The 18,370-nt window shown below is 68.5% G+C and carries 16 protein-coding genes; 8 read left to right on the top strand and 8 right to left on the bottom strand.

The genetic code is table 11. From position 1 onward, the window contains the following. Positions 1–31 precede the first annotated feature (31 nt). The 4 genes from ASE86_RS02435 to ASE86_RS02420 are packed head-to-tail and all read left to right on the top strand — an operon-like array spanning position 32 to position 5,170. On the top strand, positions 32–433 hold the full coding sequence (locus tag ASE86_RS02435; protein WP_056421928.1) for an EVE domain-containing protein: 402 nt from the start codon (positions 32–34) through the stop codon (positions 431–433). Continuing rightward, positions 430–2,694 (top strand): dehydrogenase E1 component subunit alpha/beta, encoded by a 2,265-nt coding sequence (locus ASE86_RS02430; RefSeq protein ID WP_235523964.1) that lies wholly within the window; start codon positions 430–432, stop codon positions 2,692–2,694. Before ASE86_RS02435 ends, ASE86_RS02430 begins: the two co-directional genes overlap by 4 nt. Further along, positions 2,694–3,692, top strand: a complete 999-nt coding sequence (locus tag ASE86_RS02425) for a hypothetical protein (protein ID WP_056421927.1) — start codon at positions 2,694–2,696, stop codon at positions 3,690–3,692. The genes ASE86_RS02430 and ASE86_RS02425 overlap by 1 nt, the downstream gene beginning before the upstream one ends. Further along, positions 3,689–5,170, top strand: a complete 1,482-nt coding sequence (locus tag ASE86_RS02420; protein WP_056421923.1) for an aldehyde dehydrogenase family protein — start codon at positions 3,689–3,691, stop codon at positions 5,168–5,170. Before ASE86_RS02425 ends, ASE86_RS02420 begins: the two co-directional genes overlap by 4 nt. Before the next feature lie 66 nt (positions 5,171–5,236). Here ASE86_RS02420 and ASE86_RS02415 read toward each other — a convergent pair whose 3' ends face one another. Beyond that, positions 5,237–5,713 (bottom strand): MucR family transcriptional regulator, encoded by a 477-nt coding sequence (locus ASE86_RS02415; protein WP_056421921.1) that lies wholly within the window; start codon positions 5,711–5,713, stop codon positions 5,237–5,239. A 255-nt stretch (positions 5,714–5,968) separates the two neighbouring features. On the opposite strand from ASE86_RS02415, the gene plsY reads away from it, so the two are divergent. Together plsY and dprA are read left to right on the top strand one after the other, a co-directional pair. Continuing rightward, positions 5,969–6,589, top strand: coding sequence for a glycerol-3-phosphate 1-O-acyltransferase PlsY (gene plsY / locus ASE86_RS02410; protein ID WP_056421919.1), 621 nt, complete (start codon positions 5,969–5,971; stop codon positions 6,587–6,589). Next, on the top strand, positions 6,582–7,664 hold the full coding sequence (gene dprA / locus ASE86_RS02405) for a DNA-processing protein DprA (RefSeq protein ID WP_056421914.1): 1,083 nt from the start codon (positions 6,582–6,584) through the stop codon (positions 7,662–7,664). Before plsY ends, dprA begins: the two co-directional genes overlap by 8 nt. Here dprA and ASE86_RS02400 read toward each other — a convergent pair. Then, entirely contained in the window at positions 7,655–9,442 is a 1,788-nt protein-coding gene (locus ASE86_RS02400; RefSeq protein ID WP_056421912.1) for a hypothetical protein, read from the bottom strand. The genes dprA and ASE86_RS02400 overlap by 10 nt on opposite strands. A 126-nt stretch (positions 9,443–9,568) precedes the next feature. Here ASE86_RS02400 and ASE86_RS02395 point away from each other — a divergent pair, with 126 nt between their 5' ends. Further along, positions 9,569–9,985: a GtrA family protein gene (locus ASE86_RS02395; RefSeq protein WP_156347003.1), complete on the top strand. Its 417-nt coding sequence runs from the start codon at positions 9,569–9,571 to the stop codon at positions 9,983–9,985. Position 9,986: 1 nt separating this feature from the next. Beyond that, positions 9,987–10,715 carry a class I SAM-dependent methyltransferase gene (locus tag ASE86_RS02390; RefSeq protein ID WP_056421907.1) on the top strand — a complete coding sequence of 243 codons (729 nt, stop codon included), beginning with the start codon at positions 9,987–9,989 and terminating at the stop codon, positions 10,713–10,715. Between the two features lie 46 nt (positions 10,716–10,761). Here the strand turns inward: ASE86_RS02390 and ASE86_RS02385 are convergent, their stop codons facing one another. From ASE86_RS02385 to ASE86_RS02360, 6 genes are all read right to left on the bottom strand, one after another. Beyond that, the gene (locus tag ASE86_RS02385; protein ID WP_056421905.1) at positions 10,762–11,802 is read right to left on the bottom strand and encodes a glycosyltransferase family 2 protein; all 1,041 of its coding nucleotides are present in this window, start codon (positions 11,800–11,802) and stop codon (positions 10,762–10,764) included. Between the two features lie 28 nt (positions 11,803–11,830). Then, a complete protein-coding gene (locus ASE86_RS02380; RefSeq protein WP_056421903.1) occupies positions 11,831–13,276 on the bottom strand; it encodes a M48 family metalloprotease in 1,446 nt (481 codons plus the stop codon). Between the two features lie 164 nt (positions 13,277–13,440). After that, entirely contained in the window at positions 13,441–15,255 is a 1,815-nt protein-coding gene (locus ASE86_RS02375) for a DUF885 domain-containing protein (protein ID WP_056421901.1), read from the bottom strand. A gap of 101 nt (positions 15,256–15,356) precedes the next feature. After that, positions 15,357–16,397 carry a sensor histidine kinase gene (locus tag ASE86_RS02370; protein WP_235523963.1) on the bottom strand — a complete coding sequence of 347 codons (1,041 nt, stop codon included), beginning with the start codon at positions 16,395–16,397 and terminating at the stop codon, positions 15,357–15,359. A 5-nt stretch (positions 16,398–16,402) separates the two neighbouring features. Beyond that, entirely contained in the window at positions 16,403–16,846 is a 444-nt protein-coding gene (locus ASE86_RS02365) for a response regulator (protein ID WP_056421899.1), read from the bottom strand. Continuing rightward, positions 16,843–18,348: a sensor histidine kinase gene (locus ASE86_RS02360; protein WP_056421897.1), complete on the bottom strand. Its 1,506-nt coding sequence runs from the start codon at positions 18,346–18,348 to the stop codon at positions 16,843–16,845. Before ASE86_RS02360 ends, ASE86_RS02365 begins: the two co-directional genes overlap by 4 nt. Between the last annotated feature and the right edge of the window lie 22 nt (positions 18,349–18,370).

Below are 18,370 nucleotides of genomic sequence, written 5' to 3'. Positions count from 1 at the left end.
TTAATCGGCGTTCAGGGAGTGGAAGCGGGACATGGCGTACTGGTTGCTGCGGTCGGAGCCCGATGCCTACAGCTGGCAGGATCTGGAGCGCGACGGCGCCACCGAATGGGACGGCGTGCGCAACGCGACCGCGCGCATCCACCTGAAGGCGATGCAGCCCGGCGACCAGGCGATCTTCTACCACTCCAACACCGAAAAGGCCGCGGTCGGGGTTATGGAGATCACGCGGGCGTGGCGCGAAGACGGGCCCGATGGCAAATGGGCGTCGGTCGCGGTGAAGCCGGTCCGACCGCTCCCCCGCCCGGTCACGCTTGCCGCGATCAAGGCCGAGCCGCGGCTGGAAAACATGATGATGCTCAAGCAATCCCGCCTGTCCTGTTCGAAGGTCGAGCCCGACGAGTGGAAGGTGCTGATGGAGATGGCGGGAGCGTGATCGACGCCGCCGAAGCCGTCCATGCGAAGTTCGTCGCGCGCCTGGCGTCCCGCGACCTCCCGGCGGCGACGCTTGCACAAGGACTGGCGCGCGAGGATGTCGCGCAGATCTTTCAGAGCCAAGTGTCCAGCCGCCAGCTCGACCGGCTGGCGCGCCGGTTGCAGGCGCGCGGCGAAGGCTTCTACACGATCGGCAGCTCGGGGCATGAAGGCAACGCGGTGCTGGCCCGCGCCAGCCGGCTGACCGACATGGCGTTCCTCCATTATCGCTCCGCCGCATTCCAGATCGAACGATCGAGGCAGCTCGCCGGCCAGACGCCCGAATGGGACATGCTGCTGAGCTTCACGGCAAGCGCCGAAGACCCCATCGCCGGCGGACGGCACAAGGTCATCGGCTCCAAGCCGCTGTTCATCCCGCCGCAGACCAGCACGATCGCATCGCACCTGCCCAAGGCGGTGGGTGCGGCCTTCAGCATCGGTATCGCGCGCCGGATGGGGCTGGCCGACACGCCGCTACCGGGCGACGCGGTCGTCATCGCCAGTTTCGGTGATGCCTCGGCCAACCACTCGACCGCGCAAGGGAGCTTCAACACCGCCGGCTGGGCCGCGCACCAGGGCACGCCGATGCCGATCGTCTTCGTGTGCGAGGACAATGGCATCGGCATCTCGACCGCGACACCCACGGGGTGGATCGAGACGCAGTTCCGCCACCGCGCCGGGCTGCACTATATCCAGTGCGACGGCACCGACCTGGGCGACGCGTGGGCGGGCGCCAGTGAAGCGATCGACTACGCCCGCCGCACCCGTCGCCCGGTATTCCTGCACATGGCGACCGTGCGCCTGTACGGTCACGCCGGCAGCGACATCCAGTCGGTGTACCGCGCGAAGGCGGCGATCGAGGCGGAGGAGAGCCGCGACCCGCTGCTGAAGACCGCATCGCTGCTCGTGCAGATGGGCGTGCCGGCCGACGACCTGCTTGCGCTTTACGACGCGACCGAAACCCGCCTCGCCCGCGCCGCCGAACTCGCGATCGCGCGACCGAAGCTGGCGACATCGCAGGACGTGATGGCCAGCATCGCGCCGCCGAGGATCATGCCCCGCCCCGCCCGTGCCGTCACGCCCGAGGATCGCACCGCGCTGTTCGCGCGCGACGCCGGGCAGATCGACAAGCCGCAGCACATGGCACGCCTCATCAGCTGGACGCTGGCCGAACTGATGCTCGCCCACCCCGAGGTCATCGTCGCGGGTGAGGACGTCGGGCCGAAGGGCGGCGTGTACAACTGCACCGCGCGCCTGCACGAACGCTTCGGGTCGGCGCGGGTCATCAACACCCTGCTCGACGAACAGGCGATCCTGGGCCTCGCGATCGGCGCGGCGCACAACGGGCTGATCCCGATCCCCGAAATCCAGTTCCTGGCCTATGTCCACAATGCCGAGGACCAGATCCGCGGCGAGGCGGCGACGCTCAGTTTCTTCTCGAACGGGCAGTACACCAACCCGATGGTCGTGCGGATCGCCGGCCTGCCGTACCAGAAGGGGTTCGGCGGGCATTTCCACAACGACAATTCGCTCGCCGTCTTCCGCGACGTGCCGGGCGTGGTGCTGGCCGTACCGTCGAACGGCGCCGACGCCGTCGCGATGCTGCGCGAATGCGTCCGGCTGGCGCGCGAGGAGGGTCGCGTGGTGGTCTTCGTCGAACCGATCGCACTGTACATGACCCGCGACCTGCATACCGAGGGCGACGGGCTGATGACGACGACTTACGCCGACGTGGCACCGCTGCGACTGGGCGAGGTCGGGGTGCACGGCGATGGCGAAACCCTGGCGATCGTGACGTACGGCAACGGCGTCTTCCTGTCGCGGCAGGCGCAGCCGATCCTGGCCGCCGAGGGCATCGATGCGCGGGTGATCGACCTGCGCTGGCTGGCGCCGCTGGCGGCGGATGCGCTGCTCGCGGCGGTGGGAAATCGCCCGGTGCTGATCGTCGACGAATGCCGGACGACGGGGTCGCAAAGCGAGGCTCTGATGGCGTTTTTTGCCGAGAGGACGCCGGGACGTGCGGTGAGCCGGATTGCCGCCGAGGACAGCTTCATCCCGCTCGGCAAAGGCGCGACGCTGACGTTGCCGAGCCGGGATGGCATCGTGGACGCGGCCATCAAAGCCCTCTCCCCTTCAGGGGAGAGGGTTGGGAGAGGGGAAGGTGTCTTACCGAGACCTGAACCCGCGGATAGGCCCCTCTCCCCTGAAGGGGAGAGGGCGTGATGACCCGCCCCACTGCCCTCGTCGTAGCTCCCGGTCGCGGGAGCTACGGCAAGACCGAACTCGGCTCGCTAGCCCGCGCGGGCATCGACCTCGCCCCCTACGACGCGATTCGTCGCGCCGCCGGCAAGCCGACCCTCACCGACCTCGACCAAGCCGACCGCTTTTCCCCCGGCACCCACCTCGCCGGCCCGAACGCCGCGCCGCTGATCTATGCCGCGTCGATGGCCGACATGGCGGCGATCGATCCCGACAAGATCGACGTCGTCGCGGTCACCGGCAATTCGATGGGCTGGTACACCGCGCTCGCCGCGGCGGGTGCGGTCACATCCGAGCACGGTTTCCGCATCGCCGACGCGATGGGGGTCAATTCGGGACGGCACGGCCCCGGCGGGCAGTTGGTGCTCCAGACGCTCGACGACGACTGGCGCCCCGTCCCGGGCCTGCGCGACGCCGTCATGGCACTGGCGGAGCGGACGGGTATGCGGATGTCGATCGACCTGGGCGGCACGATCGTCCTCGCCGGCGACGAAGCTGCGGTGAAAGCCTTTGCCGCCGACAGCCCCGTCCCCGCCACCCGCCTCGCCGGGCACGGCCCGTTCCACACCGCGATGATGGCCGACAGCAGCGCCGCGGCGATGGCCGACCTGCCCGCTGCCTGGTTCGGCAACCCGCGCGTCCCGCTGATCGACGGCGCGGGCCGCATCTGGCAGCGTTGGGCGAGCCCCGCCGAGGCGCTGTGGCGCTACACCTTTGCCGCGCAGATCCTGGAAACCTATGACTTCGCCCGCGCGATTCAGGTCGCGGTGAAGGAATTCGCACCCGATCATATCATCCTGCTCGGGCCCGGTGACACGCTGGGCGGCGCGATCGCGCAGGCCCTGCTCGGCATCCGCTGGCTGGGCATGGAAACCAAGCAGGATTTCGTCGCCCGCCAGTGCGAGCGCCCCTTCCTGATCTCCATGGCCCGCCCCGACCAACGAAGGCTTGTGATCCGATGACGACCGCGCAGGACGTGACGCCCCTCCTCGACCGGCTGGGCGTGCGGCGGTCGAGTGCGGGCATGGAGGCGACCTCGCCGATCGACAGCGCGAGCCTGGGCCATGTCGCCGAATGCGACGATGTCGGCGCGGTGGTCGGCGAGGCGGCAGCGGCGTTCGATCGCTGGCGTCGGGTTCCCGCCCCGCGGCGCGGCGACCTCGTCCGCCGGCTGGGCGAAGTGCTGCGGGAGCATAAGGACGACCTGGGCGCATTGATCGCGATCGAGATCGGCAAGGTCACGTCGGAAGGCCTTGGCGAAGTGCAGGAGATGATCGACATCTGCGACTTCGCGGTCGGGCTTTCCCGCCAGTTGCACGGCCTGACCATCGCCACCGAACGCCCCGACCACCGGATGATGGAGACGTGGCATCCGCTGGGCGTCGTCGGCATCGTCACCGCGTTCAACTTCCCCGTCGCGGTGTGGGCGTGGAACGCGGCGCTGGCGCTCGTCTGCGGCAACGGCGTGGTGTGGAAGCCATCCGAAAAGGCGCCGCTGTGCGCGCTCGCGGTCCAGGCGCTGTTCCTCGAGGCCTGTCGCCGTTTCGGGGACGAGGCGCCCGCGGGCCTGTCGGGCCTCGCTATTGGTGGCCGGGACGTGGGCGAGGCGCTGGTCGACGACGCCCGCGTCGCGCTGGTCTCCGCCACCGGATCGACCGCGATGGGTCGTGCGGTCGGGCAGCGGGTCGCGGCGCGGTTTGGACGCTCTCTGCTGGAACTGGGCGGCAACAATGCCGCGATCCTGCGACCCTCCGCCGACTTCGACCTCGCCCTGCGCGGCATCGCTTTCGCCGCGATGGGGACGGCGGGACAGCGCTGCACGAGTCTGCGCCGCCTGTTCGTCGATGCGAGCATCTACGACGTGTTCGTACCACGACTGAAGGCCGCCTATGCCAGCGTACGCGTAGGCGACCCGCGCGAAGACGGCGTGCTGGTCGGCCCGTTGATCGATGCGGAAGCCTGGTATGCGATGGATGCCGCGCTTCAGGACGCGCGGGACATGGGCGGCGTCGTGACCGGCGGCGAACGGCACGATCGGGCAGGTACCTATGTCACGCCCGCGCTGGTCGAAATGCCGGTACACGCTGGACCAGTGCTGGCGGAAACCTTTGCCCCGATCCTGTACGTCCTGAGCGTGTCGGACCTGGACGAGGCGATCGCGCTCAACAACGCCGCCACGCAGGGCCTGTCGTCGGCGATCTTCACCAACGACCTGCGCGAGGCGGAGGCGTTTCTGGCCGCGTCCGACTGCGGGATCGCCAACGTCAACATCGGCACGTCTGGCGCGGAGATCGGCGGCGCGTTCGGCGGTGAAAAGGAAACCGGCGGCGGGCGGGAGAGCGGCTCCGACGCCTGGCGCGCCTATATGCGTCGCGCTACGAACACGATCAATTACGGGCGGGCGCTGCCGCTGGCGCAGGGCGTGACCTTCGACCTTTGATCGATCGAATACAAAAAAGCCCTCCCCGTCGCCGGGAAGGGCCCTTTGTCATGCAGACGGTCGGGCTCAGCCCTCGGCGGGCTTGCGGCCGGGCTTCTTCGCGCCGGCCGGGCGGGTCATGCCGGGCTTGCGGCCGAGGCCGATCTTCTTCGCCATTTCGCGGCGTGCGTTCGAATAGCTTTCGCTGACCATCGGATAATCGGACTTCAGGCCGAAACGTTCGCGATACTGTTCGGGCGTCATGCCGTGGCGGGCGAGGTGACGGCGCAGCGTCTTGTACGGCTTGCCGTCGATCATCGAGATGATGACGTCCTTCGACGCCAGCGACTTGCGCACCGACACCGCCGGCGACTGCGACGCACCGCTGTCGGCGACCGGCTCGGCCTCGACACCACCCGACAGCGAACCCACCGCTTCATGCATCGCGCGCAGGAAGCTCGGTACTTCCTCGGCCGACGCGCGGGTGTTCGGATTGGACAGCCAGGCGATCGTCAGTTCGGTCGCCAGTTCCACCGTGTTCGACATGTCGTGTTCGTCAGCCATCGCACATTACCTCCATATTGACTTGATCTGCGTCCCAAGCCAATTTCAGTGCCAAGTCAAGTACTGATCAAAGAATATCGATCGATTTATACATTTTCCATGATCGATATCGCAATCAACGCGAAATACGACGCGCGACGTGAAAAATTCACCAACAACAAAAGCTTGCCGTTTAGTTAGCAGGCCAAAATCGCGTGTTTGCGGCGGCAGAGTCGTTGCACAAGCCGCGCCGACCGCCTAGCGTCCCGCTTCGTCATGACCGCACACGAAGTCGAAATTCTGTGGATTGCCCCAGTGGCCGCGCTGGTGATCGGCTATCTGCTGGGCTCCATTCCCTTTGGCATCATCCTGACGCGCCTGGGCGGTGCCGGTGACCTGCGCCAGATCGGGTCGGGCAACATCGGTGCGACCAACGTCCTGCGCACCGGTCGCAAGGGACTGGCGGCGGCCACGTTGCTGCTCGACGGGTTCAAGGGCTGGCTGGCGGTGTTCGTCGTCGCCTGGGCGTTCCCTGGCGAAGCGCAGCTGGCCGCGGCGGCGGCGTTCCTCGGCCATTGCTATCCGGTCTGGCTGCGGTTTCGCGGCGGCAAGGGGGTGGCGACGCTGATGGGCATCGTGCTGGCGCTCCACTGGCCGCTGGGGCTGGTCTATGCGATCGTGTGGCTCGGGCTGCTCGGCACGCTGCGTATTTCGTCGGTCGCCGGGATCAGCGCCGCGATCAGTGCGCCGATCGCCGCCGCGGCGCTGGGGCGGTTCGACCTCGTCCCCCTCCTCATCGCGCTGGCGCTGATCGTGGTGTGGAAGCACCGCGAGAATATCGAACGGTTGCTGGCCGGCACCGAACCCCGCATCGGCGGCAGCAATCAGGTTGGCTGACACGGCGACCGCCCAGCGCCTGCGATTGATCCGCACGCGCGGCATCGGCCCGGTCACCTATGCGCAGTTGCTCGCCCGCTTCGGCACCGCCGCGGCGGCGCTGGAGGCTCTGCCTATGCTCGCCCGGCGCGGCGGCGGTACACCGCCCGCCATCGCCGACCTGCGCGCAGTCGAGCGTGAAATCGCCGAGGTTGCGCGGATCGGCGCGCGCCATGTCTTCATCGACGACGCCGACTATCCCACGCTGCTCCGCGAAATGGACAGCGCGCCGCCCGTGCTGACCGTCCGCGGCGACACCGCGCTGGCCCAGCGCACCACGATCGCGATGGTCGGCGCGCGCAATGCCTCGGCCGCGGCGTGCCGCTTCGCGCGGATGCTCGCACAGGCGCTGGGCGAGCGCGGCGTCACGATCGTCTCCGGCCTGGCGCGCGGGATCGACACCCAGGCGCATGTCGCCGCCCTTGCGACGGGCACGGTCGGGGTCATCGCCAGCGGTATCGACATCGCCTTCCCGCCCGAAAACCGCGAGTTGCAGGAAGCCGTGGCGACGCGCGGGTTGCTGCTGGCCGAACAGCCGCTGGGCGAGGAGCCGCGCGCGCGCAACTTCCCCAGCCGCAACCGCATCATCGCCGGTCTTGCCCTTGGCACCGTCGTAGTGGAGGCGGCACCCAAGTCCGGATCGCTCATCACCGCACGGCTGGCGGCGGAGGCCGGGCGCGAGGTCATGGCCGTACCCGGCAGCCCGCTCGACCCGCGCGCACAGGGCTGCAATGCGCTGATCCGCGAAGGCGCGACATTGGTCCAGACCGCCGACGACATTCTGGAGGCGATCCGCCCGATCGACGCGCGCGCGGTGCGATCGGGCACCCATGACTTTGCCGGCCCGCCCCCCGACGACGCGACCGATGCCGATCGGCGCCGCATCGGCGACCTCCTCGGCCCGGTGCCGGTCGCGGTCGACGAGCTCATCCGCCTGTCGGGCCTCGCCCCCGCCAGCGTCCAGACGGTGCTGCTCGAACTCGAACTCGCCGGTCGGCTCGATCGCCATGCCGGCGGGCGCGTATCCTACCGGTAGTCGATCCGCCACAGCCGGAGCGGCGAGCCCTTGGGCAGCGGCACCGGGATCAGCCACGACGGCACCTGCCCCTTCGCCAGCTGGGCATAGAAGCCGGTCTTCGCCCGCGCGCGATAGACGGTCGTCTCCGCCATGTTCGGGCACGTCAGCAGCATCCGCGCGCCGTGCGCCTGGGCGATACGGCGAAAATTCTCAGGAGTGCCCGTAAAGGCGTGGTGGACGTCCAGGATCGCGTCGCCGTTGCGGTGGTAGGGCCCGGCGATCCCGTAATGATGCGTCAGCACGATCAGCCGCGGCCCCAGGTCGACATGCGTGAACATCACCGTCGTCGGGAATCGGTCGAGTGCGCGCATCGCCGGGACCGACGCGCAGCGGGCGTTGGCGCGCTGGACGATCTGCGTCGTCTTGTTCGCCTGCCCCGCCGGCAGGAATCGCAGGACGAGCCCGGCGGCGAGCCCCGATATCACCAGGAACGCCGCGACCGACCCGAGCACCCGTACCGCCATCGATCGATGGCCCAGGCACCAGGGCACGATGATCCAGGCGAGCGCCGTCGCGCCCGGCACCGCCAGCAGCTGCGCGGCCGGACCCGCGCGGATCTGCCACAGCAGCATCAGCACGGCGAAGGCGGTGAACAGCGCGACCGGCAGCCAGCGCGTGAACGCCGCGGTCCCGCGCGCGCGCCACAGCGCGAACAGCGCCCCCGCCAGCCCGGCGACCGGCAACGCGGCGATCGGCACCGCCAGCCGCACCGGGTGGCCGTAGATCGGCTTGGCTTCCTTGACGTTGTCGAGCCACGTCCGCTGCAATTCGGGCGACACGCCCTCGGGCCGGCCCAGGCATTGCGGGAAGAAGTGGACGAAGCCGCCGACGATGATCGCACCGGCCAGTACGGCAAGACCCAGGCGTACCTCGCGCCGCTCCGGGCTGACGCGCGCCATCGTGAACAGCAGCGCGCCGGCGACGACCAGCACCGACAGCCAGACCGGCGTCAGCGCGTCGCAGCGCATCGCCTGGTTCGCCTGCGACGCGAACAGCGCAAAGCCCAGCGCGCTGCCACCGCCCAGCGTCACGGCATAGGTCATCAGCCGCCGCGCCTCGGCCCGGTCCCATACCCAGCGCAGGGTCAGGATGGCACCGGCCATCGCGCCGTACGGCAGCATCTCCAGCCCGATCGACAACGACACCGCGGTCGCGATGCCGACGACCGCGCCGCCACGCGCCTGCCGCGCGTCGGCCAGACCCGCGACGGTCAGTGCCAGCATCGTCAGCTGCCAACCGTGATGGTCGATCCGCATCGGCATGAACATCAGCATCGCCGACATGCCGCCAAGCATGATGATGAAGGCGAGCGCATAGGCCATCGGCGCAATCAGCCGGCGGACGGTAAAGGCGAGCGCGACCATCGTGATGCTGAGCGGCAGCATCGGCGCGATGCCGCAGGCCAGCCGCTCCGCCCAGGCGGCGCCGACAAACGGCTTGAAGACCAGGATCAGCGCCGCCAGCGGCAGGTCGACGATGCGCGACCAGTGGATGTTGAGACCGGTCGGCGGGTTCAGCCGGTACTGCGTCAGGTCGTACCAGCCCTGCCCCGCCAGCAACCCGCGCACCTGCATCAGCCGCATATTGTCGTCGGTATCGCCCAGCGCCAGCCAATAGACCCCGCCCCAGCGATCCCACAGCCAGTACGCGGCGATCCCCAGCCAGGCGATGATCGTGATCTCGCGCCAGTGCTTTGCCAGCAGGGCTTCGAAGCGCGACGGCGCGGTGGTGGTCAATTCGCTTCCCCTGAGGCGCAGTCGAGATTAGGGCGCTTCCCCATCCCCGTTCGCCCCGCGCGACGCCGGTTAGAAGAAAGTACAGGCCTTCGACAAGCTCAGGCCGAACGGTTTGAGGGTTTTTGCGTGGTTTCCAGGGTCCTTCACCATCTGAACTCGGGCGGCGTGATGGGTCAGCTGATCCGTTATGCCATCACCGGCGGCGGCGTGACGCTGCTCGGCGCGGGCCTTTACACCGGGCTCGTTCTGACGACGTCGGTCCACCCGCAGGCGGCGATGGCGTTGGCATATCTGGTGTGCGTCGCGGTCGGCTATGTCCTCCACAGCCGCTGGAGCTTTCGCGGCCATGGCACGCGCGACACGCCGGGAAGGACCACATTCCGCTTCTTCGTCGCGAGCGTCATCAGCTATGCGATGAACGCGTTCTGGACATGGGCGTGCATCAACGCGCTCGGGCTGCCCGAATGGACCCCCGTCCTCCCCTTGCTCTTCGTCACGCCGTTGGCGATGTTCGCGATCAACCGAAACTGGGTTTTCAAATAACATGGACCGCATCGTCTACGACCGCATGGCTGCGCATGATTCCACGCACTGGTGGTACCAGGCGCGCCGCGACATCCTGGCCGACTATGTCCGGCGCTTCGCCGGCCTGCCCAAGGACGCGCGGGTTCTCGAGATCGGCTGCGGCACCGGACACAATCTGCCGATGCTGGCGAGCTTCGGTGAGGTCGACGCGATCGAGATCGACGAGGCGGCGGGCGCCATCGCCAGCCAGCGGCTGGGCAAGCCGGTCGGCACCGCCCCCCTGCCCGAGCTCGCGGGCGTGGAACGCAGCGCATATGATCTGGTCGCCGTGCTCGACGTGATCGAGCATATCGAGGACGATGTGGCGGCGCTGCGGGCTATGGGCGAAGCGCTGAAGCCCGGCGGCAAGATCCTGATCGCGGTGCCTGCGCATCCGTGGATGTGGAGCGCGCACGACGTCGTCAATCACCACAAGCGCCGCTATTCGAAAGCAAGCCTCGACAAGGCGATCCGTGACGCCGGCCTGACGCACAACGGCCTGCGCTGGTTCAATTCGCTTCTGTTTCCGGTGGCCGTCGCCGCACGCATCGTCGGCAAGCTGACCGGCCGGGACGACAGCGACGACTCGCCGCCCGCCAAGCCGCTGAATGCCGCACTGGCAACCGTGTTCCGGCTGGAGCGCCACCTGCTCGGCCGCGTGCCGCTGACGCCGGGGCTGTCGCTGATCACGCTGGCGTCGAAGGGGTAGTTTACGTCCGTCATTCCCGCGCAGGCGGGGACGAGGGTGTGAGGCTTTACCCCTCGTCGTGCGGGGTTGCGGCGATCAGGCCTTCGTTGGGTTCCGGACGCACCGGCCGCGGGCCTTCGCCGGCGCGGTAGCCCAGGCTTGCGCGGCCCTGCGCGTGGCCTGCGACATCGGCGATCAGGTACAGCGGGCGCCGCTTCGATTCGACATACAGGCGCCCCAGATATTCGCCGATCATCCCCAGCACGAACATCTGGACCGACCCCAGGAACAGGACGACGAGCATCGTCGATGTCCAGCCCTGCACCGTGTGTCCCAGCACGAAGCTGCCCATGACGTAAAGGAACAGCAGTACCGTGGCGCCGGTCAGCGCCAGGCCGACGTGGCTGGCGAACCGCAAGGGCGCGGTCGAGAAACCGGTCACCGCGTCGAGCGCGAAGGCGATCATCTTGCCGAGCGGATATTTGCTTTCGCCCGCCACGCGTTCCTGCCGGTCGTACAGGAACGGCACCTGGCGGAAGCCGACCCAGGCGACCATGCCGCGGATGAAGCGCGCCTGTTCGGGAAGCGACAGGAACGCGTCGAGCGCCCTTCGACTCATCAGGCGGAAGTCACCGGTGTCGAGCGGGATCGGCACATCGGTGACCCGGTCGAGCACGCGATAGAAGGCGGAGGCCGTCGCCTTCTTGAAGAACGTCTCGCCGTCGCGCTTGCGGCGGACGGCGTAGACGACGTCGGCCGCCTGCTCGACCATCGCCGCACGCATGTCGGTCAGCAGCTCGGGCGGGTCCTGCAGGTCGGCATCGATGATCAGGATCTGCTCGCCGGCGCACAGGTCCAGACCCGCGGTCAGCGCGAGCTGGTGGCCGTGGTTGCGCGACAGGTTGATGGCGACGAGGCGCGGGTCGAGCGCGGACAGCCGCTGCATTACGCCCCAGCTGTCGTCGCGCGAGCCGTCGTTGACCAGCACGATCTCATGATCCTCGCCGACCGCGGCGCGCGCGGCGGCGGAGACGCGGGCGTGGAGCTGCTCGAGGCAGGCTTCCTCGTTGTAGCAGGGGATGACGACGGAAAGGGCCGGACGAGTCATCCGGCCCGCTTAGCGTCCAATCGCGCGGCTATCCAGTGACCACCAGCTTGACCAGGGTACCCGGCGCCAGTGTCGCCCCATCGGCAAGGCCGTTCAGCGTCAGGAAACGGTCGCGTTGCAGCGTCGGATACGCCATCTGCCGCGACAGGCTGTCGATCGTGTCGCCGGCGCGAACGGTGTGGATGCGGATGCGCTTGCCGCGGATCTGCGCGGCTTCGGTGGCGCTCAGCGGTACAAAGCTTGCCAGCAGCGGTTCGAACGGGCCGATGCCCGACCCCTGCGGCGTGATGACCGTCCAGGTGTAGGTGCCCGTCGGCAGCGTCATGGCGACGACGGTCGCATCGACGCGCTGGTTGTTGGCAGCCGCGCTGGACGTGGCGATCGCGGACGCGCGGCCACCGATCGTCGTCTCGCGCACCTGCGACACATCGATCCGGCCGCCGATCGCCTGGAAGCGCTGGACCACCGCGGCGGCAGGCGCAGTCCGGCCGGCGGCGGCAAGCTGCGCCTGCCCGCCCTGGCCGGCGACCGTCACTGCGTCGGCTCCGTTGGCGATGGTGTAGCCTGCGGGTGCGGTAAAGCGCAGGCGAAGCTGCGGGTGGCGAAAGGTCTGGCCGTCGATCACGCCCTGCGCGGGGTCGTCGTCATAGATCATGCCGTCCAGCATCCGCAGGAAGGCGGTGTCCTGTCCGGCCGGCGCGCCGGTTCGCGCGGCCTGCTGCGCCAGTTGCCGGGCCCGCTGGACCCGGGCCGCGTTCGACGGGTGCGTGCTGAGCCACGTCGGTACAGCCGTCGCGTCGCGCCCGGCGGCCCGCGCATCCAGCGCGGTTTCCGCGCCCAGCGCGTTCAGGATCAGCGGCGCGGCATTGGGGTCGTAGCCTGCGCCTGCGACATAGCGGATGCCCAGCGTATCGGCCTGATATTCCTGGTCGCGGCCGTATTTCAGCGTGTAGAGCCCGGCGGCCTGCTGCGCGCCCGCACCGATCAGCTGGCCGACCCCGGAATTGCCCGCGACCGCGCCGACGATGCCCGCCAGCACGCCGCCGATCGTCGAGGTCTTCTGCCGCCCGGACGAATGGCGCGCGGCGACGTGCCCGACCTCATGCCCCATCACGAACGCCAGCTCGTCTTCGCTGTTCATCAACGCGAGCAACTGGCGCGTGACATAGACATAGCCACCGGGGATGGCGAAGGCGTTCTCCACCGGCGAATCTAGCAGCTGGACGGTGAAGTCGTTCTGCGAATTCGACAGCCCCGACTGGAGTGCGACCCGCTTGCCGACGCGTTCGACGAACGCCGCCTGCGGGCCGTCGTAACGCCCGCCGAATTGCGCGACCAGCTCGGGGTTGGCCTGCGCGCCCTGGCTGCGATCGGACTGGGTGATCGCGCGAGCCGCCTGTGCCGATGCGGCGACGGGCGACAGCGCAAGCGCCGCAGTGGCAGTGGCAGTGGCGAGGGTCAGGCGGCGCAACATGGGTCAGTCTCCCTTTAGCAGGGAGAAAGCAGATTTGGCGGACGGGTTCCACGCACGATAGCCCTCTCCCCGTTCGGGGAGAGGGTTGGGAGAGGGGCCTGTCCACACGCTACAGTCTCGTGAGACATCTTCCCCTCTCCCCAGACAGAGAGAGGGCTGTCCCCTCACACCAACGCCCGCGCACGCTCCTCGACCAGGCGCTCCAGGATCGTCAGCGGCACCGCGCCGTCGCGCAGGACCTCGTGGAAGGTCTTCACGTCGTACTTGGCACCCAGGATCTTCTTCGCATTGTCGCGCGCGCGCAGCCACGCGATGTGACCGACCTTGTAGCTGCACGCCTGGCCGGCTTGCGTACAGTAGCGCTCGACCTCGCGCTGCGACCGCGGGCGGGCGAACCCGGTCGTCGCGACCATGTAGTCGGTCGCCTGTTCGCGGGTCCAGCGCTTGGCGTGGATGCCGGTGTCGATCACCAGACGCGCGGCGCGGAACAGGAAGGATTGCAGGTAGCCGGCCTTTTCCAGCGGCGTCGCATAGCCGCCCAGTTCGTCCGCCACCTGTTCGGCATACAGCGCCCAGCCTTCGCTGTAGGCGCTGAATCCGCCGACCTTGCGGATCAGCGGCTGGTCGCTGCCTTGCGCGATCGTGATCTGGAGGTGATGGCCCGGCACGCCTTCGTGGTAGGTGAGCGAGGGCAGCGTATACTTCGGCCAGTCGGCGACCGATTTCAGGTTGATCCAGTAGATCGCCGGCCGCGAGCCATCGAGCGCGGCGCGGCTGTAGTAGCCGTTCGACGCGCCGTCCTGGATCTCGGTCGGCACCGCCTGGATCATCAGCGGCGCGTTGGGCGGGGTGATGAAGGCACGCGCCAGCTTGGCCTGCATAGCGGCGTTGCCGGCATTCAGGCCGTCGATCAGTTCCTTCCGTCCCGCCGGCGTATCGGCATAGACCTGGTCGGGACGCGCGTTGAGCGCGGTCAGCCGCTCGCCCACGGTGCCTCTGGTCAGCCCCTGCCCCTTCAGGATGGTGTCGAGCTGCGCGCTGATCTCCGCCACCTGTTGCAGGCCCAGCTTGTGGACTTCATCGGGCGTAAACTTGGTCGTCGTCGCCTGTTCGAGCGCGGCGGCGTAGAGCGCCGCGCCCTGCGGCACGTCCCAGAGCCCGGCCGAGGTGCGCGCGGTCTTGCGCAGCTTCGTCACCAGCGCGATTTGCCGGTCGAGCGCAGGATAGACCTCGTTTGCGACGATGGTCGCGCAACGCGCGCCCCAGTCGCCGGGAATCTTGCCGGCGGTGCGACGGACGATCGACTGGGTCAGCGTGCTGTCCGCGGGGGCCGGCCGGCGCAGCGTCGCCATCTGCCCGAGCGCTAGGTCGAGCGAGAAGCCCGGCGCGAGATAGCCACGTGCCGCCTGCGCCGCCTGGTTCGCGCTATCCTGGTCGAGCGCGGTGGCGAACGCGCGGGTGCGGTCCAGATAGCCTTCGGCATCGTCGGCGGTCGTGATGGTGTGCGACGAATTGAGGAAATCGGGGACCGAGAAATAGGCCCCGCCCTGCTGGGTGATGACGAACGGGCGCTGTGGCGAATCGACGCCGAACTGCTCCGGCCCGACGATCTGCGAGCGCAGTTGATAGAGCACGACGTCGCGGTTGAGCTGCGCGCCTTTCGACAGCGTGGCGGGATCGAACCCCTCGATCGTCGCGATCGCCGCCTTGGTCCGCGCCAGGTTCTCCGCCCGCGCCGCCGGGCTGCGATCGGCCAGCCGGCGCTTCAGCGGCGCACCCGGTCCCTTGTCGAACCCGAGCGACGTCGCGAGTTCAGGAGAGCGCATCCCCGCTTCCATGAAGATGCGATTGAACTGCGCGTCGAGCGCAGCATCGCGCGCCCCGGCGGCCGGCTTGGCCTGGGCGGCAAGCGCCTTTGCCGGCACCAGCCCGATCGCTCCCGCCGCAGCCGTCGATGCCAGGAAATTCCGCCGATCCATGTCCATTCTCCCCGCGCAAGAGCGTCAGCCCCACCTCCGTTCGGGAGGGGGCATTCCCCGTGAAGTGGAAAGACTAGCCGCCCAAACGCGCACGGCAAGCGTCAGTTGAGCGACGCGACCAGGCTGGCGCGCAGGCCGCAGGGGGTGTTGGGGGTGTAGATCACTGCCGATTGCAGGCTCTGCGCCATCGTGCGGACCAGCTTGGTGCCGAGCCCGGTGCCCTTGGGCGCCGCCCCTTCGTCGATGCCGCAGCCGTCGTCCTCGACCGCCAGCTCGAACCGGTCGGCCCCGTCGCGGCGGAGCGCCACGCGGATCTCGCCGCCATGCGCGTCGGCATAGGCGTATTTGCAGGCGTTGCTGACCAGTTCGTTGACGATGACGCCGACCGATACCGCACGGTCGGTCGGCAGGCGGATGGCGTCGCTGGTGAGCAGGATGCGATGCGTCGGGCTGGACGACCACGTCTGGCCGAGTTCATCGACCAGCGCGCGGAGATATTCGTCCATCTCCACCCCCTCGACATCGTTCGAGGTATAGAGCCGACGGTGGACCGCACCGATCGCGGCGATCCGCGCCTGCGTGTCCTGTAATGCGGCGCGCGCCGCCTCGTCCTGGATCTGGCTCGATTGCAGGTGAACGAACGCGGACACGAGCTGCAGCGAGTTGGCGACGCGGTGGTTCACTTCCTTCAGCAGCGCTTCCAGCCGCGCGTTCGATGCCCGCAGCTCGGCCTCGGCCAGGTCCTTGCCGCGCTGGAGCGCCTGCTTGACCATGACGTTGGCGATGGCGCCGGTCAGCAGGTCGAAGAAATCGTCGCCCACCGTCTTCACGACATAATCGGCCGCGCCTGCCTTCATCGCAGCGACGGCGACACGCGCATCTTCCGACCCCGAGACATAGACGACCGCGGGCGGCTCCGGCAGCGCCGCGAGCCGCTTCAGCGTCTCCAGTCCGTCGAGGCCCGGCATGTAGTGATCCACCGCGACCAGATCGAACGCCCCTGCCGCCGCCAGGGCAAGCCCCGCCTCACCGCCGTCCGCAGTCGTCACCTGCATCCCCCGACGCGTCAGTGCACGCTCGGCGAGGCGGCAGAGGCCGGCGTCGTCGTCGATGTAGAGGATATTAGCGCCGGCGTGGGGCACGTGCGTTACTCGGCCTGGTCCGGGACCTGGATGACCGACAGGAACAGCCCGAGCTGGCGGATCGCGCTCGCGAAATTCTCGTAGTTCACCGGCTTGGTGATGTAGACGTTGCAGCCGAGGTCGTAGCAGCGCTGGATCTCGACCTTGTCGTCGGTCGTGGTCAGAACGACGACGGGAGTGCGCCGGACCGCCGACCCTTCGGCCTTCACCTTTGCCAGGATGTCGGTCCCGCTCATGTCGGGCAGGTTGAGGTCGAGCAGGATCAGCGCGGGGCCGTTGAGCGCGGGCCCGGCGGCGTCGTTGAACAGGTAATCGAGCGCGGTCGTGCCATCCAGGAAATGGCGGATGTCGTTGTTGATCCCGGCGCGCCGGATGTTCTTTTCGATCAGCCGGGCGTGGCCTTCGTCGTCCTCGATCATGACGATGGTGACGGATTGATGCGCGTTCATGCTAGCGGCCCTGACGTATCGATGGTGAGCGGGAGGTTAATGCGGAACGTCGCGCCCTGCCCCAGTTCGGACGCGACATCGATGGTCCCGCCCAGCCGGTAGGTCAAGGCGCGGACATGAGCGAGGCCGATGCCTTCGCCCGGCTGGTCCTGCGGTCCCGAACGGCGGAACAGGTCGAACACGCGGGCATGATCGCGCGGATCGATGCCGCGGCCGTTGTCCGTGATCTCGAAGACGGCGCGCGCACCCTGTTTCTGCCCCGATACGGCGATCCGCACCGGCCGCTTCGGGTCGCGGTACTTGACCGCGTTTTCGATGACGTTGGCAAAGACCTGTTCGATCGACAGCCGGTCGGTCACGAGTGTCGGCAGGTCGCCGGTGACCTCGACCGTGCCGCCGATCTCATCCAGCCGGTGCTGGACCGTGTCGCGGATGCCGCCGATCAGCGCGGCCATCGCGACCCGTTCGGGCGTGATCGTCCGGCGCCCCTCGCGCGACAGCTTCAGGATGGCGTTGATCAGCCGGTCCATCTTCTGCGTCGAGGTGCGGATGAACCCGATCGCCTCGGGCAAGTCTTCGCGCGCCGCAAAGCGGGCCTCGTCGGTCACCAGATCGGGTGCGGCCTCCTCGGCGCGGTCGACCAGTTCGGCCAGCACCTTCTGTCCCGCTTCCAGCTCGGCGGTGAAGCCCATGACGTTGACCAGCGGCGAGCGCAGGTCGTGGCTGACGATGTAGGCGAAGCGCTGGATTTCCTCGTTCGCGCGGGCGAGGTCGGTGGTGCGCTCGACCACCTGGTCCTCCAGCGTGTCATTCATGTCCTGCAAGCGTGCCCGCGACGCACCGAGATCGCGGGTAAAGCGAAAGATGGTGACGAAGGAAACACCCGCGACCAGCATGACGAGGAACCCGGCGGCGGCCAGCACGGACAGGAAGGTCGCCACGCTCGCGCGCTGGTCCGCGGCGCGCTCGTCGAGCAGCGCTTCCTCGGCCGCGAGCATGACGCGCAACCGCGCCCGAATCGCGCGCATCCCGGTGACCGACCCGTCCTGGGCGAACAGCGTGACGGCAAACGCCCGGTCACCCGACGCGACCAGCGCCATCGACTGTTCCCGAGTCTTCTGCACCACCTGCAACAGGCGGCGAACCCGCGCGACAGCATCGACCTGCGCCGGATTGTCGAGCGTCAGCCCGCCGATCTCGTCCAGTTCGGCGACCAGGCGACCGGCGTTGTCCTGGTAGAGCGTCCGGAACAGCGGATTGCCCGTCAGCAGGTATCCGCGCCGCGCCGTTTCCGACTGTTCGAGCGACACTTGGAACCGCCCGATCGCGTCGCGGACCTGATAGCTGTGATCGACGAGCGCAGCATAGCGCTGTGTCCGCTCGGTGCTCGACCAGGCGGCGATGCCCGCGCCCAGCAGCGCGGCGAAGCCCAGCGCCATCGCCCACAGCAGCAGGCGGCGCAGCGCGCGATCATCGTCGCGGATCGTTGCGGATACGCCCATTACCACGACGCTCCCCTGACCG

Origin of the sequence: Sphingomonas sp. Leaf33 (assembly GCF_001421785.1) — a bacterium.
Taxonomy (GTDB): Bacteria; Pseudomonadota; Alphaproteobacteria; order Sphingomonadales; family Sphingomonadaceae; genus Sphingomonas.
Note: the sequence above shows the minus strand (reverse complement) of the source record. Positions and strands in the feature narration are given on the sequence as shown.